The sequence below is a fragment of the Niallia oryzisoli genome, assembly GCF_043641075.1.
Classification (GTDB): domain Bacteria; phylum Bacillota; class Bacilli; order Bacillales; family Cytobacillaceae; genus Bacillus_BD; species Bacillus_BD oryzisoli_A.
This window is the reverse complement of the sequence record NZ_JBHZRC010000003.1, coordinates 270392-296448: the sequence shown is the minus strand read 5'-3', so window position 1 is coordinate 296448 and position 26057 is coordinate 270392. Positions and strand designations below refer to the sequence as shown.

Below are 26057 nucleotides of genomic sequence, written 5' to 3'. Positions count from 1 at the left end.
AATTACATAATCAAGGAAGGTATCCCATTATGAAAACAGCTGTTGTATCAGATAGTACGGCCTATCTTCCGAAAGAATTGGTCGAGGAATTAAACATACATATCATCCCATTAAATATTATCTTTGGGGACGAATCCTATCAGGAAGAATTGGAACTGAGTGCGGAACAGTTTTACGATGAAGTGAAGAGCCGTGAGCTGCCGAAGACCTCCATGCCGGCGATTGGAAAATTCGTTGAACTATTCGAATCCCTTTCCAAAGAATATGATGCTGTCATCAGTGTTCACCTTTCAAGTGGAATCAGCGGTACATACCAGGGTTCCATTACAGCCGGGGAAATGGTGGAAGGCATTGACGTGTATTCCTTTGATTCGGAAATTGCCTGCATGCCACAGGGCTTTTATGCGATTGAGGCGGCAAAAATGGCTGCGGAAGGTATATCTCCTCAAATTATCATGACTCGGCTCGACGAAATGAAGAAAACGATGGATGCGTATTTTATGGTAGATGACCTCTCCCATTTACAGCGCGGCGGACGTCTTTCAAGCGCACAAGCCCTCATCGGCGGATTACTCCAGGTTAAGCCGCTGCTTCATTTTGAAAACAAAGTCATTGTCCCCTTTGAAAAAATCCGTACTCGAAAAAAAGCGATCAAACGAATTGTGGAGCTCTTGCAGGAGGATGTCAGCAACGGCGAAGCATACCAAGCAGCGGTTATCCATGGTAACTGTGAAGAAGAAGCATTGGCCTGGAAAGCTGAGCTTGAGGAACAATTTCCAAACGTCGAATTCCAGCTCAGCTATTTCGGTGCTGTGATCGGAACACATCTTGGCGAAGGCGCGTTAGGTCTTGGCTGGGTCAAAAAATAACCATAACGCCATTCCGGATTGGAGTGGCGTTAGAATGATAACCTCTCTTCTAAAAAGAGCTCCCAAACTATCTTCGGAAGCAGGTTCCGAAAGCTTCGCAACCTGTAGAATCAACGTTTCAGAACTACCCTCCGAAAGCTTCGCAACCACTAAATACCCACATAAATAAGAGGTGACCCCATGAAATTCTCTACTCAAAATGGATGCTTAATCCCTGAAAAACTACTGCCACCTGGTCAAGAATACTCTTCTGATCCACTCCCCATTTCACGAATCGAACATCTCCCTGAGGCACCTTCCATAAACCCTAACTATCCCTATAATAAAGACCTGCAAAAGCTTCTTTCTGGAAAACAGCTTCTCCTTGATGATGTCCCCTATTCATTACAGGACATCCAAGCACACTATGAAAATGGGTATCTTATTTACCGAAAAAGCATCGAACTTGAAAAAAATGTCCCTACCTGCGTACGGTGCGGGAACCAGAAAAAACATCTTTTCGCATCCTTTCACTGTGCGAGATGTCAGGAAACCTGTGTCTATTGCCGAAAATGCATCATGATGGGAAGAACCAGCAGCTGCAGCCCGCTTATAAGTTGGACAGGCCCTTCCATACCAATTGAGATAAACAAGGAGCCTCTTGATTGGAAAGGAACCTTATCTGTAGGTCAAGGTGTCGCATCAGAAGCAGTAGTTGATGCGGTACACCAAACAGATTCTCTGCTTGTTTGGGCAGTATGTGGAGCAGGGAAAACAGAGGTGCTGTTCAAGGGCATAAACGCTGCGCTGCTGGAAGGAAAGCGGGTCTGCCTTGCGACGCCGAGAACAGATGTTGTGCTAGAGCTATCACCGCGCTTAAAAAAGGTGTTTCCAACCATTCCTGTTGCGACACTACACGGCGGCAGTGAAGACCGCCATCTGTTTGCGCCCCTTACGATTGCAACAACCCACCAGCTCCTCCGTTTTTACCAAGCCTTTGATGTTGTGTTTTTAGATGAGGTCGATGCCTTCCCCTATTCCGTTGAAGAAACCCTGCAATACTGCGTTGAAAAGGCCCGCAAACCACTTTCCTCTATTATTTATCTAACCGCTACTCCTAATGAAAAATGGCGCAAGGAGTGTAAGTCTGGCAAAAGACGCTTTATCACCATTCCAGCCCGCTTTCACCGCCATTCCCTAACAGTGCCGCGATTTGTTTGGTGCGGGAATTGGCAGAAGAGGCTGAAGAAAGGGAAGCTGCCGCCAAATGTCGAGCGGTGGATAAAAGAAAGAATCGAAGCCGAACAACGGGCGCTCCTCTTTTTCCCACGTATTGAGTTAATGGACCAGGTCCTTCCTATATTGAAAAAAATCAACCCAAAGATTGAAGCCGTACATGCCGAGGATCCGAAACGAAAAGAAAAGGTGCAGGCAATGCGTGACAAGGAGGTTCCGATGCTATTGACGACAACCATTCTAGAGCGCGGGGTCACCTTTCCGAAGCTGGACGTCGCTGTAATCGGGTCAGAGGACCGAATTTTTACCGAAAGCGCCCTCGTCCAGATCGCTGGCCGTGTCGGACGGAGCTCAGATTTTCCAAGCGGAACGATTACCTTTTTTCATTATGGAAAAACGGATGCCATGGTCAAGGCCCGCAGACAAATCCTTGCAATGAACAAGGAAGCAAGGGTGAGGAAGTTGATTGATGATTAAAGAGGAATTTAACCCAAATTCGATTAATCCATCAAAAATCAATTGAAAGGACTGAACCACATGCGTGACTACTGCCTCATCTGCTTTACCGAAATCATCCCAAAAATGGGATGGAATGACCTCATTTCTGAAGCGAAGGAACAAACCATTTGTTCGGCTTGCAAGTCAGGTTTGGAAGAAATCAAAGGGGTAACCTGTTCAGTTTGCGATCGGCCGCTAGAGCAGCTGGAGGCACGCTTTATCCAGGATGACCGTTGCTACGACTGTGTCCGGTGGGAGGAGGACCCCATATGGCAGGGGTGTTTAACAAAGAATCAATCATTCTATCTTTATAATGATTTTCTGCAGGAAGTGATCGCGCGTTATAAGTTCCGCGGTGATTATATATTGGCGAAGCTCTTTGCCGAACAGCTCCTTCAGAAACTATCTACAGAAAAGTATGATCTCCTCGTTCCAATTCCCTTAAGTCCTGAACGGCTTCAGGAGCGGGGTTTTAATCAGGCCGAGGCGATTATAAAGGAAGCTGGCCTGAAGCCGGCCAATATCCTAACCCGTATCCACGGTGAAAAACAGTCTAAGAAATCACGCAAAGATCGGATCCATGCCGGGCAGGTTTTTCAACTGACAGAGCAGCCAGCATCAACTCCTCCATCCACTGAACCAGCACAGCCTCCAACTATACAAGGGAAAAAGATCATTCTCATCGACGACATCTATACCACAGGCTCAACCCTGAGACACGCTGCAAAAGTACTAACGAGCAAGGGCGCAGCAACCGTCACTTCCATTACGATTGCAAGGGGTTAACCTGAAATCTATAAAACTATGCCAAATATCCTCCGTCTTTTGTATGAAAAATACCCACATAATTCGTAAAATTCCTTTATAATAAAATTAAATAAGTAAAATATACATAGTCAAATGTTCTTGTAAAGGAGAAAATGCTCATGATGCCTGACGTAATCAATTGCCCGAACTGCGGAAAATTAATGGTTAAAAGCAAGTTTCGTGATGTGTGTGAAGGATGCTATAAGGAAGAGGAAAAGCAGTATGAGACGGTCTACAAATATATGCGAAAGCGTGAAAATAGAGCGGCAACGATTCCACAAATTATTGAAGCAACCGGGGTGGATGAGGCATTGCTTCTCAAGTTCATTAAAAATGGCCGGTTTCAGCAAACGCATTTTCCTAATCTCGGCTATCCATGCGATAAATGCGGGAAAATTATCAATACCGGAAAGCTATGTGAACACTGCGCCGGTGAATTAAGAACAGAGCTTGCCATCCACCAAAAAGAAGAAATCCGCAAACAAGAATTGCGCAACCGGGAGAAACAACGTACGTATTTAGCAAATAAAGACAGAGAGTAAAACGGTGTCAGGCACCACAAAAAGACAAATTTGAAATTTTGTCCATTTGTGGTGCCTGACACCGTTATTTTATAAAATTAAAAATCTTACCTTTTTTCAGTCTAAATGAAAAATTCAATCATAAAAGTGATAAACATCATAGGTCTTTAGCCCTACATGTATTATCCTTTAATTATCACTCATTTATTATACTACAGAATTATAGGTTTATAGATATTTTTGAAAGACAATTGAAAATTATCCACTAAATCCAGAAGAGATTACAATAAACCCTAGATAAAGGAGGTAAATTCACTTGTCAGCATCATCCCTTAATCTGAAGGAATTAATTCAAGAAGATGACCTATATAGCTTAATTGATGAATTGAAAATTGGCATATTCTTGTTCGATTCCTCAGGTAATGCTCTTTGGGCAAATATCTATTTTCAATCAATCATTGGATATTCACTGGATGAATTAAAATCCAAAACATTGTACGATTTATTTACAACACAGGATGCCCGTATCCTTCAGGAAGGAATCAAACAAGGCTCCTATTTTATCAGAGGAAAAAGAAGCTCTCGTCACATGATTTACTTAAAGGTTCTTTCCTGTACCAAACAGGATGGGGTAGGAACGTTGGTAAAGGTATTAGATATCACTGATCAAAAGCAATCTGACTATCAATTATCAAAAACCTATAAAGAGCTGGAAGATTTCAAGTATGCATTAGATCAATCAGCGACAGTTTCCATTACAGATGCTAACGGAGACATTCTTTATGTAAATGATAAATTTTGTGAAATTTCCCAATATAGCCGTAAAGAATTGATTGGACAAAATCATCGCATGGTAAAGTCAGGACACCATTCACAAGAAGTGTATGAAGAATTATGGGCTACGATTTCGAATGGAATGGTATGGAAAGGTGAAATTTGTAATAAAACAAAGGACGGCACGTTATGGTGGGGAGATGCCACGATTGTTCCATTTATAGATGAGAGCGGGAAGCCCTACCAATATATCGGAATTCGTTCAGTCATAACAGACAAAAAATTAATGGAAGAAAAGGTTAAGAAAATAGATGAAAAGATTAAATTAAGTGAAAGCAGGTACCGTTCCCTAGTGGAACATTCCTATGACATTATTGGTTTGCTTAATGAAGAAGGGATCGTTGACTATATTAGTCCAAACGTGATCAACATATTCAACAGGCCGATTGATGACTACATTGGAAAATCGGCATTTGATTTTATTTACAGTAACGATGTGCCTTTAGTAAAGAAATTTTTTGAGGATGTAAAAAATAACATCCAAACATCCAATACAATCGAAGTTCGATTCATGGATAAGAATACAACGATCCATTTTTGTGAAGTTGTGATTATCAATCTACTTCATGATCCTGCTGTAAATGCCATTAAGGTAAATATAAGAGACATTACTGAAAAGAAAATGGCAAAGAAAAAGATTTTTGAGATGTTAAATTATGACTTTCTTACAAAATTACCGAATCATCATCTGTTTAAGTCACTGTTGAAAAAAGAAATTGACCAATCAAAGGAAAAAGACCGTAAGTTTTCTCTAATGGTTATTGATATACACGGACTTAAATTTGTAAATGATACGCTTGGAACACATATGGGTGATCAGCTTTTACAGGAAGCAGCGAATCGCTTAAGTGAATTTACCGGTGAATTGGGGATTGTTTCGCGTTATGGCGGGGTTGAATTTAATATCCTATTCCCTAATATAGCGAACCATGTCATTAGTAAAATTTCTAAAGACCTGATCAATCAATTTGAACAGCCTTTTTTCATACATGAGTATGAATTATTTCTAACGATCAATATTGGTGTGAGTATTTATCCAGAAAGCGGTGATACAGTAACCAATTTGATGAAAACTGCCTACTCTGCCCTGCACCAGGCAAATGAAAGCGGACCGAATTATTACGAGATATATTCGCGAAATATGGATATTCATTCCTACAAGCGATTTACGCTTACGAATGATTTACGAAAAGCCATCAAGAACAATGAATTCTTCGTTGATTACCAGCCGAGAATCAACGTCGGTACTAACCAAATCATTGCAGCCGAAGCGTTAATTCGCTGGGATCATCCGAAATGGGGCATTGTTTCGCCAAAGGAGTTTATTTCTTTAGCTGAAAAAAGCGGGTTAATTGGCACTTTAGGTGAAATGGTACTGTTTAGAGCCTGTCAGAAAATGAAGGAATGGCAGGAAATGGGGCTGCCTCCGATTAAGGTTTCTGTCAATTTCTCCGTGCTTCAGTTTTTACAGACGGATGTCATTCAAATGATCGAGAGTGTACTAGAAAGTACTCGATTAGATACAAAGTGGCTTGAAATTGAGATTACTGAATCAGTTCTGATGGAAAATGAATCACTGATTATGGAAAAATTATCCAGATTGAAAGAAATGGGAATTGGGATTGCCATTGACGATTTTGGAACAGGCTATTCATCACTCGGTTATTTAAAAAAACTGCATGCAGATATTATTAAGATTGATCGATCGTTTATTAAAGGGATACCTGATGATTCTGACAGCATCGATATTGTTTCAGCGGTAATCCAGCTTGCCAAAAAGTTAAAGATTAGAGTCGTAGCTGAAGGTGTGGAGACAGAGGAACAGCTCCAATTTCTTAAAAAATTGCATTGTGAGGAAATACAAGGCTATTTATACAGTAAACCATTGGTCGTTCAGGAGTTTGAATCATTGCTAAAAATGGGTATTTGTTTCCCTGAAGAAACGAAAAAGGTAACAGAGTATGATTATGAAAACCGAAGAGAATATTTTAGAATCCTTATGAAATATCCTCTAAGTGGAGAAATGACCATCTCAGTATTTGATAGTAAAAAGGTAAATATGGGTTCCACGAAAATACTCATTTTAGATATCGGTCCTGGTGGATTAAAAATTGAAACAACCGTAAAGCTGCCTGTCAGATCAGATATGATATTAAAATTCTCGACGCAAATCTTAGGAGGAAAGCTTGACCTCTATGGTAAAGTAGTTTGGAGAAAAGAAATAGATGACCATAACCAGACATATGGAATTAGTTTCATCATTAAAGATGAAGCAAGGAGACATTTAACCACCCTGCTCAACCATTTTCAAATAAAGCTTCAGGAAAAGGATGTTCTACCTGACTGCAGCTTTTTCACGGAAAAGAAGAACTATTTTTTTGAACATACAAAAGCCTCTGGAAATCATTAAAAAAATGAGTGCGGGATCTCACAACAGCTTAGGCTGTTGTTTTTCTTTTTGTTTGGCTGTGTAAAATTTAGTTATTGATTGCCGTTCCAGGCACTTCGCTAATAGGGTTCCTTTATATAATTTAGTAGAATCAGTTCATTGGCTACTGAACAAGAAAGTAGCTGGTATTGCTCGTATAACTCGAAATAAACTATCCATTGTTTTGTTTGTTCAGGGTAAAAAAATTCTGACAGAAGAAGATGGAGCTGATTATATTAAGGACAATCCAGAATGGTGGGAGAATTTCTAGAATAATTCAGGTGGGGCACACTCTACACCCTTTTCATTTCCGAAAAACAGGTAGATAATAAGATTATCTTTAATGGAAAAAAGGTGAACTAATTTGTCTGAGGAAAGTGAATATAACGGGTACGATACAACCATAGTTTATGATTACAAACAATATCCGGATAAACAAGCCGGACGTTGTGATAATTGCGGTCATTCCAATTTTAAAAGCACAGCGAAGAACTATAAATTCCTACGCGAATGCCGGAACTGCGGTATGAAAAAGTCTATATAAAAATATAAAAAGTCGACTTCCAGCTTATCAAGGAAATCGACTTTTTTCATTTGTTCTAATGAAGCAGGGGGACGGTTCTATTGCTTCCACTATAATTAATAAAGTTCCTTTATGTAATTTAGTAGAAATATCTCATTGGCTACTAAACAAGGAAATTCAAGATTGGTTCGTAGTTAAGGAGGGTGCTAGGCGACTGAAAAAAGAAATTGATCAACGGTACGGTAGCGTCTGAGGTTGCTAGGCGACTGAAAAAGGAAATTGATCAACGGTACGGTAGCGTATAAGGGTTCTAGGCGACTGAAAAAGGAAAATCGTGATTGGTACGGTAGCGTATAAGGGTTCTAGGCGACTGAAAATGGAAATTAATCAACGGTACGGTAGCGTCTGAGGTTGCTAGGCGACCGAAAAAGGAAATTGATCATAGGTACGGTAGCGTAAAAGGGTGCTAGGCGACCGAAAAAGGAAATTGATCAACGGTACGGTAGCGTAAAAGGGTGCTAGGCGACTGAAAAAGTAAACAGATCAAAGGTTCGGTGGCGTATGAGGATGCTAGGCGACTGAAAAAGGAAATCCTCAATCGTTTGGGTAACTAATAAAGGTACTATACTACCGAAAATAGTTTCCCCAGCTAGTCGCGGTAGCTAATCATGAAATCCTATCCCCTATTCCATCCATTATTTGGTCAATAAGCACTATTTAATCCTTCTGCTATTTTACCGATATAACAATCAGAGAAAGTGATTTGTACGGGAGTGGAAATATATGCAGGTCAACAATCAAACAATTCGCCAGCAAGCAAAAGTATCCGAAGCCCCTTTAGAGCTGAAACAAGGGGAAGTTGTTAAAGCCACTATCAAAGAAACCCTATCAGATACCGATGCCATTTTACAAATAAGAGGAAAAGAGGTCCGCGCAAGGTTCACAGAAGGAGTACCTGCGTCCGGAACCCCTGTCACCATTCAAGTGAACGGCCAGGCTGACGGCATGCTCCAAGCAAAAACAATTGCCACGGAAAATATCAAAACACCATCTACTGAGGAAAAAATACTCGCAAGCGCCGGATTAACGGGCAAAGAATCGCCCGGCGTCAAGCAAGCGGTAAGAATACTTTTGGACAAAGGACTTCCTGTATCCAAGGAAACCGTTCAAGAGTTGGACAGCTTTATCGAGAAAGCTCAAGGGACTCTTGAAGATAAAATAGATACGGTACGAGCGTTGGCGAATAAACGATTGGAAGCAACCGGCACGCAGCTTCGTGCTGTTCAAGAAGCATTGCACGGCAGACCGCTGAATGAAGTGCTGTCGGATATTGCGAGGGAAATTGATCCGGAGTTTAAGCTGGAGAAAAAGGTTTCTTTAGGAGAGAAACAACAAACTGCCCAAACTAAGAGTGCCCAAACTGCTCCTCAAAAGCCGAGCACACCATTTTTACAGGATGCTTCTATAAAAGAAGATAAGGCGGCAGTTTCTCAACCTACTATTCAAGCAGATAGCAAAGCTACAAAAGTTACCGTTCAAAATGATTCAGCGATTAAAGAGGTTACGGAAAAAAGTACAGCTGCAAATAGCGATGAAGTGAAAAGTGTAGATGATAAACAAAGTACGGCAGTCAAACATGCTTCAGAATTGAGCAAGACTATCCGAAAAAACCTTGAACTAGTTCAGACAGAGCCAGATTTAAAACAAGCGGTTGCGAGAATCCGAGAAGAAATTGTTAATAACCCGAAGCTTGATAGGGAACTGGCACAAAAAATAGACAAGGCAGCACAGGAAGCAGTTAATCTGCAAGCCATCGGCAAGGAACGTCTTGTGGAAGCTTTGAAAACAGCTGAAGTTCAGCTCACAAAGAATCAGCACACCGCAACACAAAGGAATGTAGCTGCACAAGTACCAGTTGAAACAACTAGCCAAGATAGCAAACTATCCACTCTTGTTAAACATATTAATCAAGAAGTTTCAAAGAGTCCGAACGTTAGGCAATCGATTGAAAAAGTTAAGGAACAAATTGTAAACAATGAACGGTTTCCAGCTGAACTAAAGGATAAAGTAAGCCGCGCTTTGACTAATGCAGCTTCACTAGAGAAGCAAGGCCGAATGACAACAGGTAAAGAGCTGTTAAACAAAGTATTAACGGAGGTAGAAGTCTCTGTCGTTCAGGTGGAGAGAAAAGCTGAGCTACAAACGAAAGTTGCAGCCCAATCTCAACAGGACCAAAGCAATGAAGATCAGCGTCCAAGTGTTACGGTAAAAGAGGTAAAAGCAGAGGTTCAAAAAGCATTGAATCTGCAGCAAGCAGTTGAAACGGTTCGTGATGAGGTAATCTCAAATCCCAAAATAAATCGAGAAGTAGCACAAAAAGTAGATCAAGCAGTAAAAGAAGCAGTGCAGCTCCAGCAAATCGGTCGTGAATCGACTGGTCGTGAACGTCTGCAGCAAGCATTAGATAAAGCAGAGGTAGAACTACAAAAAATCGAAGCAAGTCAACCGAAGCAACCTACACAAACAGCCGATAAAACAGAATCACGTCTAAGTGAAATGGTAAAAGAACTCAAAACAGAAATACAAAAAGAACCAAACCTGCAACGGTCAGTAGAAAAAGTCCAAGAACAGGTTATTGCAAATCCAAAGGTGGACCGTGAAATAGCTCAAAAGATAGAACAAGCAGTCAAAGTTTCCATACAGCTAGCACAAATTGGCCGTGAAGCAATCGGAAAGGGACATTTGCAAACAGCTTTAGCCCAAGCAGAAAAAGAATTGCAGCAATTGGAAGCAAGTCAACCGGACCAAACAAATCAAGATTCTCAACTAAAACCAAAGACAACACTATCCAATAAACAGGATCAAACAACAGAAGCTACACAGATAAAAGAAACAATTAAAAATATCAGGGAACAAATTCAAGCGGAGCCCAATATAAGAAATGCAGTTCAGAAAGTACAGGAATTACAATCAAATAACAAAAATATCAATCCTGAAATATCACGAAACATCGAACGCCTTGCAGGTCAAGCTGAACAATTAAATCAAGCCGGACGAGACAGATTGATTAAAATGTTGCAGCAGGTAGAAACAGCATTACAGCAAAACGCTGAATCAAAGGGGCAACTCACTAGTTCCAACACAGCCCAAGCGCAACAACAGGACATAAACCTTACACAACAAGCCAAAGAAGCTAATAATCAAGCAACAGCCTTAAAAACTGAAGCTCAAATCATGTCATCTCAATCGATCAAGCAAGCCTTAACTAAGCTGCAAAAGGAACCAAATTTGGAAGTGGCCCTTGATCAGGTAAGAAAAGAAATCTCAAGTAATCCTTCTATCGATTTAAAGACCATCGATAAAGTGGAAAAGGCAATCGAACACTCGCAGCAGCTGAACGATAAAGGCCGTGAGATTGCAGCAAGGCAAACTATCACAAAAGAGCTGACAGAAATTGAAAAAGAATTAGTCAAAACGGAACCTAAGACTACTCAAGAAACTAAACCAAAAGAAACGATTCCATACGATATAAATGAACAATTACAGTCCTTGAACATCCAAGGAAAAGATATATTAATCACAAAAGTAACGCAAAAGCTGGCACAGGCTACCCATGATTTCCGCGAACTGAAACGTGAAATATCAAGAAACCTAGAAAATGTTGAAAGAGTCATCAATTCCTTTAAGAAAAATGCCTATCCACAGGCAAAACAAATGCTAGAAACAACTATCAGCAAGCTTGATAATGCTATTTTAAAAAGTGAAATGATGCTGTTTACCGATATGAGAACAGAAAAGCAGCTATTGCAGGCAAGTACCCAACTGGCAGAAGCTAAAAAGTTACTTGCAAAAGGAGATCACGCTCAAGCAGGGGAAATCGTGCACAACGTAAAGACGCTGATAGATAAAATCATCTTCAAACCATCTGAGCAAAAAATTGTTCACTTTGTTGATAAGGAAGTTCTTGGACTAGAAAAACAATCACCTTCACAGCAGCTGTTATCAAAGTTCAGCGAATCAACCTACAGCGCAAACCAGAACCACGAGAGGTCAGCTCGTCAAATGTACGATATGGTTCGATCACTAGGATTAAACCATGAAAGTGATGTGGCAAATTCGCTCGTATTCCAGCGGAATGACCAATCAGGGCAAGAACAGCAGCATCAGAATTTAAAAGAAGTCTTAATGAAGCTTGCACAGGGGGATGGTGGGCAGGATACAAACCCCAAAATAACCCAGCAAGCAGAGCAGGCTTTAACCAATCTAACTGGCCAGCAGCTGTTAAGCAAATCAGATGGTAACGGAACCTTGCAAAGTATGTTTTTTAATCTGCCGCTTATGCTAGGCGGGAAGCCGGAAAACTTACAGGTCTTTATCAATTCGAAAAATGAAGGTGAGCAGGTTGAATGGGAAAACTGCAACCTCTACTTTTTACTAGAAACAAAGAAAATTGGGGATGTTGGCATCCTATTAAATTCAACTGACAGAAATTTATCCATTACGGTCAAAAATGATATGCCGGGCTTTAAAGAAAAGATGGAGCCAGTAGCGGAGTTGACAAAAATAAAGCTTCAGGAAGTGGGCTATAACGTCTCTAGTATTAATTTTACAAGAATGAACCCTGTAACAAGTCAAGCTACTTCTCATAAAGAGCTAGGTAGCGAAATAGAACAAGCAAAAGCCACAAGGCAAATCTTTAATGAGAAGGGAATGGACTTCACGATATGAGAGTGGCAACTTACTATAATCAAAAGAAACGCAAGGATATCAACGGACCGCAGGCTGCTGTTATTAAATATGATGAAGAAAACGGAAAATCTCCCATTGTAGTTGCATCAGGGAAAGGTCAGGTAGCCCAACAAATAATCGAATTAGCCCAGAAGAATAATATTCATATGCAGGAGGACTCTTCGCTGGTTGCCAATCTCTTGGACATGGACCTTGGGGATAATATTCCCCCTCAATTGTACTCCGTGATGGCCGAAATTCTTCTTCTAATTGAAGAAATGGAAAAAAACTATTAAAAAGTAATATTAACACTTTCTCATATCTGCCGATAAATAAATTAGAAACAACTTGGAGGTGCACTTTTGTGTCCGACTACTTAACAAAAGAAATGATTTATCAAAAATCACCACAGGAATTAACTTCATTATTATATGAATCTTGCTTAATAAGCTTAGAAGAAGCAATTGAAAATATAGAAAGTAAAGACTTTGTCATTGCCAATCAAAAGTTACAGAAGGCAAATGACATTCTAGAGCGTCTAGGAGTAGGCATTAACTACGAAGCAGGCATCATCGCAGATCAGCTAGACATGATGTACAACTATATGGCCTCAAAGCTGATTGAAGCCAATTTGAAAAAAGATACTTCTACCATCAAAGAAGTAATCAAAATCCTTGAAGACATTTCACAAGCGTGGAATCAATCATTAAAGAAACCAGTAAAACCAATTAATCCAAACAGAATGAGAGCAATGGCATACGAGAAAAGCGTTTTAGTAGAAAACTAAAAGGAGACACCTAACATGAAAATCAATCATAATATTCAAGCGTTGAATGCATACCGCAACTTATATCAAAACCAAATGAATACATCTAAAAACCTAGAAAAATTATCCTCTGGTCTTCGCATCAACCGTGCAGCAGATGATGCAGCTGGACTAGCCATCTCAGAAAAAATGCGTTCACAAATCACAGGGCTTAAGCAGGCAGAACGCAATTCGCTCGATGGAATATCGCTAATGCAGACCGCCGAAGGAGCGATGACTGAAGTTCACTCTATGCTTCAGCGGATGCGTGAATTGGCTGTACAGGCAGCAAATGATACAAATACCACTTCTGACCGTCAAGCAATCCAGCTTGAAGTTGATCAACTAAATCTTGAAATTGATAGTATTGCTTCCAAAACAGAATTCAATACTCGTAGATTACTAGATGGTTCAAGTGCAGCTGATACTCAATATATTGTTGGGGAAATGGAAAATACGAATATTAAAGACGTACCAAAAGTAGGTGACCCATCACTTAAAACTGGTCGTTATGAAGTAGGCGTTGAAAGTAACCCACAATTAACGTATAAACTAAATCAGCCAGGAGCTGGAGTAAGTTCAGCGGCAGTTATTGCTATTGAAGAAAGTATAATAACAAGTACGGCTGGAAGTGCTTTAACTATTGCTCCTAAAGTGGTTGATTCAGCTGTAATAAATGGACAATACTCTTTAGATATTACTGTTACAGGCGCAATAGCAACTCTTACTGTGACTCCACCAGTAGGTGTCACATTACCTAATCCAAATCCAGATACATTAGCTTACCCTTTTACAGATGGTCAGAAGGTGACCATTGGAGGTCTTGAATTTAATTTAGACGATACTATTGGTGCTAGTACAACATCATTTGATGTTAAATCGAGTGACCTTGAACTTGGAGAATACTCAATAGTTGTATCCGACTATGAAGCGGATGGTTCAGGAAATAAAAGTGCCAACATCGAAGTGTTTGATCCAAATGGTTTTTCAATCGGTCAATTAGCTTCCCTTATTGGTCAAGGGTCTGATAACTTTGTATACATTGGTACTGAAAGTAATAAACAGGTTAAAATTAATACGAGCTTAATCACACAAGCGGGAACAGCAAAAGTCCAAATTGAAAATAAGTTGATGATCTCTGTCTCTAAAGTCGAAACAAATCCAGATGGTAGCTCTACAAATGTAAAAACACCGATTACATTCCAAAAAGAATTAACAACAAGTAATGGTATTTTACAACATGGCGGACTTGAATTAACATTTGGAGCAAATGCCCGAAAAGGTGGCTCAGAATTCGATTTAACAAACAAGGCTTTAAGCTTCCAAATTGGCGCAAACACAAACCAAAGTGTATTCATTGATGTTCCTGAGCTGAGCACAGTTAAATTAGGAATTGACGGAGTTAGTGTCATGAGTCAAGAAGGAGCTAACGATGCGATTTTCAAAATCGAACAAGCAATCACGAAAATCTCTGCAACTCGTTCAAAGCTAGGTGCTACACAAAACCGTCTAGAACATACTATTAACAACCTACAAACAACAAGTGAAAACCTTACTTCTGCAGAATCACGTATTAGAGACACAGATATGGCTCTTGAAATGACAGAGTTCACTAAGAACAACATCCTAAATCAGTCTGCTCAAGCGATGCTTTCACAAGCAAACCAATTACCACAGGGAATTCTACAGTTATTACAACGTTAATTAATACAGAATGGAGAGGGCCATATAGCTCCTCTCTTTTCTTTTGAAAATATGCTAAAATAACAATACCTATTATCGAATCTCAAAGGCGGGAAGAACATGGATGTTCAGAAGGTCGGGAAAGCAGGTCTTGATCGAATCAAAACAAAGCAGGACATTCCCACTGAAAGCATTTCGTTTCAAGAAGTCATGGCCAAGGGCCGTACAAATGTAGTCTATGAAAAACTGACAAAGATGGTAAGCGAAATTGAAGATCAGGGAAAGGTCTTAGCTGAAAAGCGGACAGTTGACCATCTTCGTAAATATAAAAAGCTAGTGAAAGAATTTATGGACGAAGCAGTTCAAAATGGACTAAAGCTCGAGGAGCAGCGGGGCTTTAATCGTCGCGGTCGTACGAAAATCTATAAGATTGTCAAAGAAGTAGACAGCAAGCTGATTGATCTAACAAACACAGTACTAGATAAAGAACGTTCAAGCTTAGACATCCTAAACAAAGTCGGAGAAATCAAGGGCATGCTCATCAATATGTATACCTAAAGTACTACTTATAGGACAGTGGTACTTTTTTTCCGTTTCTTCTAAAAAACTGCTATAGAATGCCGATATAAAACACAAGAATAAGAAATTAACCATTATATTATGAAGTAAATATAAATAATTGGGAATGAATAAAGAGAGGTGAATAGCATGAAAATCAACAATTTTAGACCAATGAACGTGAATCCGTATAACAAACAGCTTGATAAGGTCGGGAAATATCAAACACAAGCGGCAAATCAAAAGGATAAACTTGAAATCTCCAAAGAAGCCATGGAAATGCAGATAACCAACCAATATGATGTGGAAAGACAGCAAAAGGTTGATGAGTTAAAAAATAAAATTGAGTCCGGTGAATATACAGTTAATCCGCGTGAAGTAGCTAACAAGATGTATTCCTACTGGGATGGCCTGAAAAAATAACCGAGGTTGGTGAACGTCCTTGTCAGTAAACAATATTATTACATCACTAGAGAAGCTGTTATCGCTGCACGGAGAACTCTATGAAAAGGCAAAGTCCAAGACCGATATCATAAAAGCCGGAGATGCCGACGCATTAAGAGCAATGACAAATGAGGAACGGAAATATATCAAAACGATAAACGAAATACAGAAGGAATTAATAAGTTACTCCAAACTGTTACTTTTAAAAAATGCTGTTTCAAAAGAAACACCGGCATTAAGAGATTGTCTGCCATTTCTCAACGAACAGGAAAAAGGGACTGTAACAAATCTGCAAATAAAACTAGTAGAGCAGGTCTCGGCTATCAAAAATCAAAATGACTTAAACCAACAGCTACTAGAGCAGTCACTGGCATTTGTGAACATGTCTCTAGACCTGTTAAGACCTGATATGGATCACTATAATTATGAGCGGCCTAATCGTCAGCAGTCATATGAACAGCTTGGCCGTTCTCTTTTTGATTCCAATGCATAACGGAGGTAAAGAATAATGACTTCAACGTTTCACGGTTTAGAAACAGCCAGAAGGGCAATGGCTGCACAGCAGGCAGCCCTGTTGACAACCGGTCATAATATTGCGAATGCTAATACGCCGGGTTATACAAGACAACGGGTTAACCTTCAGACATCTGAATCCTACCCTTCAGCCAGTCTGAACCGTCCGCAAATACCGGGCCAAATTGGGACAGGTGTTCAAGTGGGAGATGTTCAGAGAATAAGAGATTCCTTTGTTGATATGCAGCTTCGTGGAGAAACTAGTAAGCTCGGTTACTGGGAAGCTAAAGCAGAACAACTATCGCAAATGGAATCCGTCATGAACGAACCTTCCGAAACAGGACTTGCCAGTACGATTGATCAATTCTGGAATTCCTTGCAGGACTTGGCAGCTCAGCCACAAAATAATGGAGCAAGACGAGTCGTACGTCAGCGTGGAATTGCTGTAGCCGATTCATTCAATTATTTATCCACTTCGCTCCAGGCTGTTCAAAAAAACTATAGAAATGAAATCAATATCAGTGAACAAGATGTAAATTCAATTCTTCGTCAAATCAACCAGGTCAATAAGCAGATTGGCGATGTTGAACCGCATGGGATGCTGCCAAATGACCTATATGATGAACGGGATCGGTTGATTGATGAATTATCAACCATGGTTAACATTAAAGTGGAGTCAAAATCCAGCGGGGGACATGCTTCGCCAAACGCAGAAGGTCTACTTAACGTTTATTTGGCTAATCCTCAGGGGGAAGTATTAATGGATGGAAGTAATCCCCCGAAACCAATTAAATTAATAGATTCGGATACTGATAGAGCCATAGGCTTTCATATTCAGTATGAAAACCGAGAAGTATTAGATAGTCCGGTCACGACGATTAAGTTTTTTGAGTTGGATTCCGAATCAGGATTTAAGGGACTTACGCAATCAGAAGCGGATACGAGTAATACTCCGGAATATCAAATAGCAGATGTAACACAATTCAATACAAACGGGAAACTGCGCGGCTATATGGAAGGCTATGGATATAAAAACAGTGCAGGCGACGTCGAGGGTCTTTTCAATAAAATGCTAAGTGATTTAGATACGATGGCCTACACCTTCGCAACAAAATTCAACGAAGTCCATCAATCCGGATGGAGTCCAATTGATATTATTGCTGGAACGGATACGGCACAGGATTTCTTCTCCATACCAGTAGGTGGAGTAAAGGGAGCGGCGGCTAATATAAAAATAGCAGATAAGATTCTCGAAGATGTTGATAATATTGCTGCAGCGCAAAAGACGGTTGATAATGTGGCTTATGTCGGGAACGGGACCAATGCGCTTGCCTTGGCAGATGTGAAGGATGCAGTCCTTGATTATGGCGGCAACAAAACGAATGTTCAGGCCTTTTATCAAGGGATGATTGGAACTTTGGGAGACAATGCCTCACAGGCAAATCGCATGACTCAGGTAGCTGGGGTACTAAAAGATTCTCTTGATCAGCAGCGTATGTCAGTCAGCTCAGTCTCACTTGATGAAGAAATGACCGATATGATTAAATACCAGCATGCGTACAACGCGGCTGCCCGTAACATTACATTAATGGATGAAATGCTTGATAAAATTATCAATGGAATGGGTGTCGGAGGAAGATAAGGTAGGTGATCGGTAATGCGTGTTACACAAGGAATGTTAATTAATAATAACATTAAATATTTAAGTCAAAATTATAATAGACTAACGAAGTTAAATGAGCAGATGATGTCAGGAAAGAAGATTACTAAGCCATCGGATGACCCTGTTGTAGCGATGAATGGAATGCACTACCGCAGCCAGGTTATAGAGGTGGACCAGTTCAAACGCAACTTAAATGAAGGCTTCAACTGGCTTGAGAATGCTGATTCTTCTCTACAAGAAGCAGGCCAGGCCCTGCAAAGGATCCGCGAACTGACTGTACAAGCTTCCAATGACAGTTATGATGCCGATGCAAGAAAGAATATTGCCGACGAAATCAGCAGTCTGCAGGAACATCTCGCTGCCCTTGCCGACTCAAAAGTTGGAGACACGTATATTTTCAGCGGTACGGATACGAATAAGAAACCAACTGACATAACTAAGGTTGGAATTGAATTTAGCAGCTTTCTTGGTCAGGCTGACAAAAGCGACTATGTCATCAGTTATCAAGGACAAACGTTTAAGAATGATTCGACTGATGTATCCGGCAATACCTTTGTTTCATCTACGGGTGAAAAAATGATTGTTGATCCAGCAACAAGTGAAATTACTTATAATTATAAGGAAGAACTTGAATACCGTGATGGAGAAATGGTGGATGTTAATAAAAAGCTGTCAGAACAGGATCTCGTTATTTCCCATGTGAGTGCCGTTTCAACAAATAATGAAAATGTTGAAATTGAAATCATGAAGGGCGTCAAGATGGCAATCAATATCCGTCCTCAGGAAGCATTCCCTGTTGATCTATTTAGCGGCATAGAGTCAATTAAGAACATGCTAACCAATCCTTCGACGACTGGTGTAGATATTAATAAGTCACTCCAATCAATTGATGAAATGCTCAACAACATGGTTTCCACTAGATCCGAATTAGGAGCAAGAACAAATCGGGCAGAGCTGGTCCAAAGCCGTCTCATGGAACAGGAAGTCATCGCCAAAGAAACGGTTTCTGAAAACGAAGACATTGATTTGGAAAAAGTCTATATTGACTTAACCATCGCACAAAGTCTGCATCAAGCTTCATTAGCGGTTGGAGCAAAGCTAATCCAGCCGACATTAATGGACTATCTAAGATAAATACAATCCCTATGGAGAATGCTCTATAGGGATTTTTTAGAAGCAAAACCGCCAATACTATAAAAATCAAACAGAAGGACATGATCAAATGAACATTCAAACAAAATATCATGGTGAAATTACCGTACATAAGGATGATATACTCTATTTTGAAAAAGGACTTCCAGGATTCCCTAATGAAACGCAATTTGTACTGATACCTTTGACTGACGATGGACTCTTTCAAGTACTGCAATCCACGGTAAATGAGGAGATCGGATTTATTACGACAGACCCATTCTTTTTTAAACCAGACTATGATTTTGAAATAGACGATGCGACTGTCGAAGGTCTGGGAATTGAACATGAAAAGGATGTTACAGTGGCCGTCATCCTTACACCACAGGAACCATTCAATCAATCAACAGCAAACCTACAGGCCCCTCTTGTCATCAACAAGACAAACAACAAAGCGAGACAAGTGATCTTAAACAACACTAACTATTTAACCAAACATCCTCTCTTTGCAGAGGAATCAGTTTCTGCAAAGGGGTGATTGAAGCATGCTAGTATTAAGTAGGAAAAAAGGGCAGACGATTCGGATTGGTGATGATATTGAAATTACAATCGTCGCTACGGCAAATGATCAGGTGAAGATTGGGATTCAAGCACCGAAAAATGTGGAGATTCTACGACAGGAGCTATTTGAAGAAATTCAAGCCGAAAACAAAGCTGCAACAATATCGGTTGATAATCTATTAAGTAATATAAAAAATCTACCGAATTTGAAAAAATAATTATACTAAAACATTAAACAGTTTCCCAATTCCACCGATATTAGAATTGTAAGAGAGACTAAAGGCGGCCGACTTTGTTCTCTCTCAAATACTTAATGGTTCACAGGGAAGTGGGCCTTTTATTCAAGGAGGAAAATGGTAATGAGAATTAATCATAATATTGCAGCTCTTAACACATATCGTCAGTTGAGTGGTTCTAATGCAGCCCAAGGCAAATCAATGGAGAAATTATCTTCAGGACTTCGTATTAACCGTGCTGGAGATGACGCAGCAGGTCTAGCAATTTCTGAAAAAATGCGTGGACAGATTCGTGGTCTAGACCAAGCTTCAGCCAACGCTCAAGATGGTATCTCTTTAATTCAAACGGCTGAAGGTGCATTGAGCGAAACTCATTCTATCCTTCAACGTATGCGTGAACTTTCAGTACAGTCTGGAAATGATACAAATACAGATGCAGATCGTAAAGAGATACAAAAAGAGGTAAATCAGTTAACTGATGAAATCGATCGTATTGCAACAACTACTGAATTTAATACAAAGAAATTGTTAGATGGAACAAAGAAAGGTGTATCAACGGCTACTACTGGGACAGCAACATTTGAACAGTCCAATACAGCTGCTAACTTTACTTTAACCACTGTAACAGTAGGATTGCAGACAACAAGTGATACAATTAGAGTCAGAAAAACTGACACTGGAACTTTTTCGGTTTCTAATGCGCTTAATAACATAACAGTGACTGCTGGTACAGGTACAGCTGCTGGTACTTTAAAAATCGGAACTGCTACACTAGGAACTTTTACAGATGCTAACTTTAATGTGGGAGACACATTAACTATTTCTATTACTGGTGGTGAAGCGGCCAATACTTCAGATACTGCTTTAAAACTACAAATTGGTGCAAATACTGCTCAAGAAATGAGTGTTGATATCAAGGATATGGGTGCAGAAGCATTGGGTGTTAAAAAATCTGATGGAACCAAATTAGATGTTTCTACCCAATTTGGTGCTGCTGCTTCTATTTCCCGTTTAGACGAAGCAATCTCCAAAGTCTCAGCAGAAAGATCAAAACTAGGTTCTTTCCAAAATAGGTTAGAACACACAATTAATAATCTTGGAACATCTTCAGAAAATTTAACTGCTGCGGAATCTCGTATCCGTGACGTAGATTATGCTTTGGCTGCTTAGGCAGTGACAAGCACAGTCGTCCTAGCTGGTAACGGCTAGAGATCATTATCGGGTGAATTGCTGGAAATCCCTTAGAGCTTTTCTTGCCACAACGTAGTTGAAAACGACAGGCGTGACGGTTTGAAAAAAGAAAAGATTGGGCAATCAGCAGCCAAGCTCCTGTCTCGAAAGAGTGGAGAAGGTTCAACGACTAGGATAGACTATCTAAGGCGAAAGCTATGATGATGAAATCCGTAGGTGAAACAATGGTCATCAGCATTGTGAATCCGAAGTGCCCGACCCCTACTAGAATACTGGAGGGTGAAGATATAGTCTGGTCATTTATGAAAGTAAATGTTCGCACGATGGCGAAAGAAATGATGAACCAAACAAAGAATTCTATTCTTTCTCAAGCAGCACAAGCAATGTTGGCTCAATCGAATCAGTTACCTCAAGGAGTATTACAACTCTTGAGATAATGGATTGTGAAGGGCGTCTAGCTTGGTAACGAGCTAGAGTATAACTGGGTGAATTGCTGGAACTTCCTAAAGCCTCATCAACCACAACGTAACTGGAAACGGTAAGCGTGAGGGTTTGAAAATGATGGAGATGAAATAATGGATAATCAGCAGCCAAGTTCCTGTGAGGAAACTCTGGAGAAGGTTCAACGACTAGAGAACACGGTCTAAGGTAAAAACTATGACTATGAATCTCGTAGGGCAGCAAAGCTGTTCGAAGTGCCCAGCTCCATAGAAAAACATGGATGAAGATATAGTCTATTCTGTAATCGAAAGATACAGTCGCAAAGCAAGCGAATCAACAACCACAAGGTGTACTTCAATTATTACGTTAATCTTTAAAAAAAGGGTTCCAGCAATGGAACTCTTTTTTTAAAATGTTTATAGCGCTAGGATCTGTGTATGATAAATAACTGAGTGCGTAATTAGATTTTAAACTGGAGTGGGTTTAGAATGAGTTTTTTTGAAGGAAATATCAAACATCTATCAACTAATGATTCGCATCATATCGGAGAGTTGGACATAGATATTCATGAAGGAAATGTAAATAACTATAATGCTGTTCATAAGATGGATAGCATGTTTAAAGGTACTAAGCAAAAAAGGGAATTGATTTTCATATTCGGTGTGTTATCGATTGAGGAAGTAAAAGAATTAATTGAAAGTTCAAATCCAAATTCTATATTTATTATATTAGAGACGAATCAGGAAATGTTTTATCATGCCTTACACAATAAAGATTTATCTATATTAGAAAATAGAAATATCGCTTTATTTGTAGATAAGACGGATTATGTAGCCAAATATATTGAAGAACTGTTAATGACTAAAGCAGTCTTTCTAATAAAAAATGTACGCTTTTATTTAACATATTACTATCGTGAATTACAGTTAGTGCATACAAAGGAACTTTTAAAAATTGTTTCTTCTACAATAAAATACACCTTGTTTTCATTAGGGAATTCAATTGAAGATTCCCTAGAAGGCTTAGAGAATAATATGTTAAATTTAAAGTATTTAAGAAAATCTAGAGATTTTAGCAAATTAAAAAATGTTTTTAAGGGCTATCCTTGCATCGTTGTATCAGCTGGACCATCATTAGATAAAAATATTGGTTATTTAAAACAGGCGCAGGGAAAAGCTGTTATTCTTGCTGTGGATACAATAATTGATAAGCTCTTAAACCATGGTATAGTTCCAGACTTTTGTTTCTCCATTGAAAGGATCAAGCTAGTTTATGAGTATTTCTATCAGGACAAGATTATTCCTGATTCAGTTACATTGATTGCTCCGCCAGTTATAAGACCTGAAATTTTTGAAGAGTTCAAGGGAAATATTTCAATCCCAATGAGGGATAATGTAATAGAATACAGTTGGCTAAACGATATACTTGAATTAGATGAAGAGGCTTTTGTTTCAATGGGTGCTTCCGTTGCCCATTTGACATTTGGTTTTGCAACTCATATCGGTTCTTCTCCTATCATATTGGTAGGACAGGATTTAGCTTATAACCAAGAAACAGGCTCAACTCATTCCACTGGAACAATTTATAAGAATGATGAGAGTAAAATAGCAGAAGACTATGTGGAAACAGAAGGTTATTACGGAAAATCAGTTAAAACGCAACGATTATGGATAGATTTCAAGCAGTGGTTTGAACTTGAAATAATGAGTAAAGGATTAGAAGTTATTAATGCTACGGAAGGCGGAGTAAAAATTGAGTTCACAAAACAAATGCGGTTGAAAGATGTAATAGATAAATACTGTACCCTTGAGTTAAATGTTCAAAAAATCATTAACAATATTAATAACTATCAGCTTGATGAAGCGAGAGTTCTTAATAATTTTTATAATAAACTTGAAGAACTTAAGGAGTTACAAGCAGTGGTTAGAGAGGTTGAAAATCAGCTAAATCATATTAAGATAGACAATCACATGAGCAAGAAGGAATTATTAAAAGTGCTTGAAAAAATGGGAGTAGTTAACCAGTTGATTGATAAAGTTTATAATAAGAAAATTTTGTTACATAACCTTCAGTCGTTTATCATTAATATCTTTCAGCGATTTTACAGCATTCCGGAAAAACTTTCTTTTGATACTGTGCATACTAATCTAGAAATTCAGAGAGAATTTGTATTGACACTAAATGTAGTGATAAAAAGGATTATAAAAATAATGGAAGAAAAATATTCCTTAATGAGGGAGATCAGATGAGCATTAAAGACAAAGTAATACTTGTGACAGGTGGAACAGGTTCGTTTGGAAAGAAGTTTATCTCTAAAGTATTAAAACTAGGAGTAAAGAAAGTTATAGTATTTAGTAGAGATGAATTAAAACAATATGAAATGGCTCAAGAGTATACGGATTCCCGTATTCGTTTTTTTCTTGGAGATGTAAGGGATAAAGAACGTTTATACAGAGCTTTTGATGGGGTAGATATTATTGTTCATGCGGCTGCTTTGAAGCATGTTAGTGCATGTGAATATAATCCATTTGAAGCAGTTAAAACGAATATATACGGTGCTCAAAATATAATTGAAGCGGCTATTGACCGAGGGGTTCAGCATGTAATTGCATTGAGTACAGATAAGGCAGCAGCTCCAGTTAATTTATATGGAGCGACAAAGCTTGCATCAGATAAATTATTTGTTGCAGCAAATTCTTATGTCGGTGATAAGGATATAAAGTTTGCTGTTGTTCGTTATGGAAATGTCGTGGGAAGCCGTGGAAGTGTTGTCCCATTTTTTAAAAAGATGGCTTCTACTGGAAAGTTACCAGTTACCGATGAACGGATGACCCGATTCTGGATTACTTTGGATCAAGGTGTTCAATTTGTCATAGACAGTTTAGATAGAATGCATGGTGGAGAAATTTTTGTACCGAAAATTCCAAGTATGAAAGTAACAGATCTTGCGGCAGCAATTGCTCCTGATATCAAAATTGAAATCGTTGGAATAAGACCTGGAGAAAAATTGCATGAAGCAATGATTACAGAAGATGATGCAAGGCATACTCTAGAATTTGATAATTACTATGTAATTACTCCTGAATTTCCTTGGTGGTCAAAGGAATATACTAAAAATGCAAAGACATTAAACGAAGGATTTAAATATACTAGTGACACGAACACAGAGTGGTTGACGGTAGAAGAGTTGCAATCGTTAGTAGAGGAAATGTGAATGCATTTCTTCTTCTTTTTTAGGAGTGGTTATTATGAGAGATACATATTTACCGTATGGAAGGCAATGGATTGATGAGGATGATATTCAAGCCGTTGTTGACGTATTAAAAGGAGCTTTTTTAACTACTGGTCCATATATTTCCCAATTTGAGCAAGCCGTTGCTGATTATGTAGGAGCAAAATATGCGGTTGCTTTTTCAAATGGAACGGCTGCTTTGCATGGAGCTTGTTTTGCAGCTGGCATTAGGGAGGGAGATGAAGTTATTACAACACCAATGACATTTGCAGCTAGTGCGAACTGTGTGTTATATCAGAATGGAAAAGTTGTTTTTGCAGATATTGACTCTAAAACTTACAATATTGATCCTAATGAAATTGAAAAAAAGATAACAGGTAAAACAAAAGCCATTATTCCAGTTGATTTCACGGGTCAACCAGTTGAATTAGAAAAAATATTAGAAATTGCTAAGAGACATAATTTAGTGGTCATTGAAGATGCAGCTCATGCATTAGGGGCAACATATAAGGGAAAAAGAGTTGGATCAATCAGTGATTTGACGATGTTCAGTTTTCACCCTGTAAAACATATTACCTCAGGTGAAGGAGGGATGATTACAACGAATAATAAAGAGTACTATGAAAAGCTCCTTCAATTCCGTTCTCATGGGATTACACGAGATGCAGATAAACTAAAAGAGGATTATGGGCCTTGGTATTATGAAATGCAATTTCTTGGTTATAATTATCGAATGACAGACATTCAAGCCGCTTTAGGAAATAGTCAGCTAAAAAAAATAGACTATTTTATTGAACTGCGAAAAAAATATGTCGATAAATATAATAGAGCGTTTCAAGATATGCCAGAGATTACGATACCATTTCAGCCTGAAGATGGTGAGTCTAGTTGGCATTTATATATTATTCAATTGAATTTAGAAAAATTGATGGTAGGAAGAAAAGAAATTTTTGAAGCTTTGCAGAAACAAAATATTGGAGTAAATGTGCATTATATTCCGGTCCATTTGCATCCATACTATCAAGAGCTTGGTTATAAAATAGGATCTCTACCAAATGCGGAAAAGTTATATGAAAGAATTATCTCACTCCCCTTGTTTCCGGCAATGACAGAACAGGATGTAGAGGATGTTATTATAACAGTTCAACAAACTGTGAAAACACATTTAAATTGAGA

Annotated in this window: 22 protein-coding genes and 1 pseudogene; 22 read left to right on the top strand and 1 reads right to left on the bottom strand. The window is 39.1% G+C overall.

The genetic code is table 11. From position 1 onward, the window contains the following. Nucleotides 1-29 precede the first annotated feature (29 nt). Nucleotides 30-869, top strand: coding sequence for a DegV family protein (locus ACHUFV_RS13580; protein ID WP_394234962.1), 840 nt, complete (start codon nt 30-32; stop codon nt 867-869). On the opposite strand, the gene ACHUFV_RS13575 is transcribed toward ACHUFV_RS13580, so the two are convergent. Beyond that, complete coding sequence (locus ACHUFV_RS13575; RefSeq protein ID WP_394234960.1) at nt 843-1067, bottom strand: hypothetical protein; 225 nt, start codon at nt 1065-1067, stop codon at nt 843-845. The two genes, ACHUFV_RS13580 and ACHUFV_RS13575, sit on opposite strands and share 27 nt — an antisense overlap. Between ACHUFV_RS13575 and ACHUFV_RS13570 the strand changes: the two genes are divergently transcribed. The 21 genes and pseudogenes from ACHUFV_RS13570 (at nt 1050) to pseC (ending at nt 26055) form a co-directional block, all read left to right on the top strand. Then, nucleotides 1050-2561, top strand: a complete 1512-nt coding sequence (locus ACHUFV_RS13570; RefSeq protein WP_394234959.1) for an ATP-dependent helicase ComFA — start codon at nt 1050-1052, stop codon at nt 2559-2561. The genes ACHUFV_RS13575 and ACHUFV_RS13570 overlap by 18 nt on opposite strands. Before the next feature lie 60 nt (nt 2562-2621). Continuing rightward, nucleotides 2622-3368: a ComF family protein gene (locus ACHUFV_RS13565; RefSeq protein WP_394234957.1), complete on the top strand. Its 747-nt coding sequence runs from the start codon at nt 2622-2624 to the stop codon at nt 3366-3368. 140 nt (nt 3369-3508) lie between these two features. Next, a complete protein-coding gene (locus ACHUFV_RS13560) occupies nt 3509-3931 on the top strand; it encodes a TIGR03826 family flagellar region protein (protein ID WP_394234955.1) in 423 nt (140 codons plus the stop codon). Nucleotides 3932-4226: 295 nt separating this feature from the next. Continuing rightward, complete coding sequence (locus ACHUFV_RS13555; protein WP_394234953.1) at nt 4227-7154, top strand: EAL domain-containing protein; 2928 nt, start codon at nt 4227-4229, stop codon at nt 7152-7154. 382 nt (nt 7155-7536) lie between these two features. Further along, nucleotides 7537-7716, top strand: coding sequence for a hypothetical protein (locus ACHUFV_RS13550; protein ID WP_394234951.1), 180 nt, complete (start codon nt 7537-7539; stop codon nt 7714-7716). A 762-nt stretch (nt 7717-8478) separates the two neighbouring features. Further along, nucleotides 8479-12423: a hypothetical protein gene (locus ACHUFV_RS13545; protein WP_394234949.1), complete on the top strand. Its 3945-nt coding sequence runs from the start codon at nt 8479-8481 to the stop codon at nt 12421-12423. Next, entirely contained in the window at nt 12420-12719 is a 300-nt protein-coding gene (locus ACHUFV_RS13540; protein ID WP_394234947.1) for an EscU/YscU/HrcU family type III secretion system export apparatus switch protein, read from the top strand. The genes ACHUFV_RS13545 and ACHUFV_RS13540 overlap by 4 nt, the downstream gene beginning before the upstream one ends. A 68-nt stretch (nt 12720-12787) precedes the next feature. After that, nucleotides 12788-13210 (top strand): flagellar export chaperone FliS, encoded by a 423-nt coding sequence (fliS, locus tag ACHUFV_RS13535; protein ID WP_394234945.1) that lies wholly within the window; start codon nt 12788-12790, stop codon nt 13208-13210. Between the two features lie 15 nt (nt 13211-13225). After that, nucleotides 13226-14932: a flagellin N-terminal helical domain-containing protein gene (locus ACHUFV_RS13530; protein ID WP_394234943.1), complete on the top strand. Its 1707-nt coding sequence runs from the start codon at nt 13226-13228 to the stop codon at nt 14930-14932. 99 nt (nt 14933-15031) lie between these two features. Beyond that, on the top strand, nt 15032-15469 hold the full coding sequence (locus ACHUFV_RS13525; protein WP_394234941.1) for a YaaR family protein: 438 nt from the start codon (nt 15032-15034) through the stop codon (nt 15467-15469). A 150-nt stretch (nt 15470-15619) separates the two neighbouring features. After that, a complete protein-coding gene (gene flgM, locus ACHUFV_RS13520; RefSeq protein WP_394234940.1) occupies nt 15620-15892 on the top strand; it encodes a flagellar biosynthesis anti-sigma factor FlgM in 273 nt (90 codons plus the stop codon). Nucleotides 15893-15911: 19 nt separating this feature from the next. Next, nucleotides 15912-16406: a flagellar protein FlgN gene (locus tag ACHUFV_RS13515; RefSeq protein ID WP_394234938.1), complete on the top strand. Its 495-nt coding sequence runs from the start codon at nt 15912-15914 to the stop codon at nt 16404-16406. A 15-nt stretch (nt 16407-16421) separates the two neighbouring features. Then, nucleotides 16422-18068, top strand: a complete 1647-nt coding sequence (gene flgK, locus ACHUFV_RS13510; protein WP_394234937.1) for a flagellar hook-associated protein FlgK — start codon at nt 16422-16424, stop codon at nt 18066-18068. 15 nt (nt 18069-18083) lie between these two features. Continuing rightward, complete coding sequence (flgL, locus tag ACHUFV_RS13505) at nt 18084-19223, top strand: flagellar hook-associated protein FlgL (protein WP_394234935.1); 1140 nt, start codon at nt 18084-18086, stop codon at nt 19221-19223. A gap of 88 nt (nt 19224-19311) precedes the next feature. Beyond that, nucleotides 19312-19758 carry a flagellar assembly protein FliW gene (gene fliW / locus ACHUFV_RS13500; protein WP_394234933.1) on the top strand — a complete coding sequence of 149 codons (447 nt, stop codon included), beginning with the start codon at nt 19312-19314 and terminating at the stop codon, nt 19756-19758. Nucleotides 19759-19765: 7 nt separating this feature from the next. Then, on the top strand, nt 19766-19999 hold the full coding sequence (gene csrA / locus ACHUFV_RS13495; RefSeq protein WP_394234931.1) for a carbon storage regulator CsrA: 234 nt from the start codon (nt 19766-19768) through the stop codon (nt 19997-19999). A 141-nt stretch (nt 20000-20140) separates the two neighbouring features. Continuing rightward, nucleotides 20141-21187 (top strand): flagellin N-terminal helical domain-containing protein, encoded by a 1047-nt coding sequence (locus tag ACHUFV_RS13490; RefSeq protein WP_394234929.1) that lies wholly within the window; start codon nt 20141-20143, stop codon nt 21185-21187. Nucleotides 21188-21531: 344 nt separating this feature from the next. Beyond that, nucleotides 21532-21645: pseudogene (locus ACHUFV_RS13485) on the top strand (flagellin); the annotation flags it as partial. Nucleotides 21646-22137: 492 nt separating this feature from the next. After that, on the top strand, nt 22138-23898 hold the full coding sequence (locus ACHUFV_RS13480; protein ID WP_394234928.1) for a motility associated factor glycosyltransferase family protein: 1761 nt from the start codon (nt 22138-22140) through the stop codon (nt 23896-23898). Beyond that, nucleotides 23895-24863 carry a UDP-N-acetylglucosamine 4,6-dehydratase (inverting) gene (gene pseB / locus ACHUFV_RS13475; RefSeq protein ID WP_394234926.1) on the top strand — a complete coding sequence of 323 codons (969 nt, stop codon included), beginning with the start codon at nt 23895-23897 and terminating at the stop codon, nt 24861-24863. The genes ACHUFV_RS13480 and pseB overlap by 4 nt, the downstream gene beginning before the upstream one ends. A 34-nt stretch (nt 24864-24897) precedes the next feature. Then, nucleotides 24898-26055, top strand: coding sequence for a UDP-4-amino-4,6-dideoxy-N-acetyl-beta-L-altrosamine transaminase (gene pseC, locus ACHUFV_RS13470; protein WP_394234924.1), 1158 nt, complete (start codon nt 24898-24900; stop codon nt 26053-26055). Nucleotides 26056-26057 lie beyond the last annotated feature (2 nt).

Bases quoted from the DNA above. Each gene is read 5' to 3' on its own strand.
- ACHUFV_RS13580 (WP_394234962.1), top strand. From the start codon at position 30: ATGAAAACAGCTGTTGTATCAGATAGTACGGCCTATCTTCCGAAAGAA.
- ACHUFV_RS13570 (WP_394234959.1), top strand. From the start codon at position 1,050: ATGAAATTCTCTACTCAAAATGGATGCTTAATCCCTGAAAAACTACTG.
- ACHUFV_RS13565 (WP_394234957.1), top strand. From the start codon at position 2,622: ATGCGTGACTACTGCCTCATCTGCTTTACCGAAATCATCCCAAAAATG.
- ACHUFV_RS13560 (WP_394234955.1), top strand. From the start codon at position 3,509: ATGATGCCTGACGTAATCAATTGCCCGAACTGCGGAAAATTAATGGTT.
- ACHUFV_RS13545 (WP_394234949.1), top strand. From the start codon at position 8,479: ATGCAGGTCAACAATCAAACAATTCGCCAGCAAGCAAAAGTATCCGAA.
- ACHUFV_RS13540 (WP_394234947.1), top strand. From the start codon at position 12,420: ATGAGAGTGGCAACTTACTATAATCAAAAGAAACGCAAGGATATCAAC.
- ACHUFV_RS13530 (WP_394234943.1), top strand. From the start codon at position 13,226: ATGAAAATCAATCATAATATTCAAGCGTTGAATGCATACCGCAACTTA.
- ACHUFV_RS13525 (WP_394234941.1), top strand. From the start codon at position 15,032: ATGGATGTTCAGAAGGTCGGGAAAGCAGGTCTTGATCGAATCAAAACA.
- flgM (WP_394234940.1), top strand. From the start codon at position 15,620: ATGAAAATCAACAATTTTAGACCAATGAACGTGAATCCGTATAACAAA.
- flgK (WP_394234937.1), top strand. From the start codon at position 16,422: ATGACTTCAACGTTTCACGGTTTAGAAACAGCCAGAAGGGCAATGGCT.
- flgL (WP_394234935.1), top strand. From the start codon at position 18,084: ATGCGTGTTACACAAGGAATGTTAATTAATAATAACATTAAATATTTA.
- fliW (WP_394234933.1), top strand. From the start codon at position 19,312: ATGAACATTCAAACAAAATATCATGGTGAAATTACCGTACATAAGGAT.
- csrA (WP_394234931.1), top strand. From the start codon at position 19,766: ATGCTAGTATTAAGTAGGAAAAAAGGGCAGACGATTCGGATTGGTGAT.
- ACHUFV_RS13490 (WP_394234929.1), top strand. From the start codon at position 20,141: ATGAGAATTAATCATAATATTGCAGCTCTTAACACATATCGTCAGTTG.
- ACHUFV_RS13480 (WP_394234928.1), top strand. From the start codon at position 22,138: ATGAGTTTTTTTGAAGGAAATATCAAACATCTATCAACTAATGATTCG.
- pseB (WP_394234926.1), top strand. From the start codon at position 23,895: ATGAGCATTAAAGACAAAGTAATACTTGTGACAGGTGGAACAGGTTCG.
- pseC (WP_394234924.1), top strand. From the start codon at position 24,898: ATGAGAGATACATATTTACCGTATGGAAGGCAATGGATTGATGAGGAT.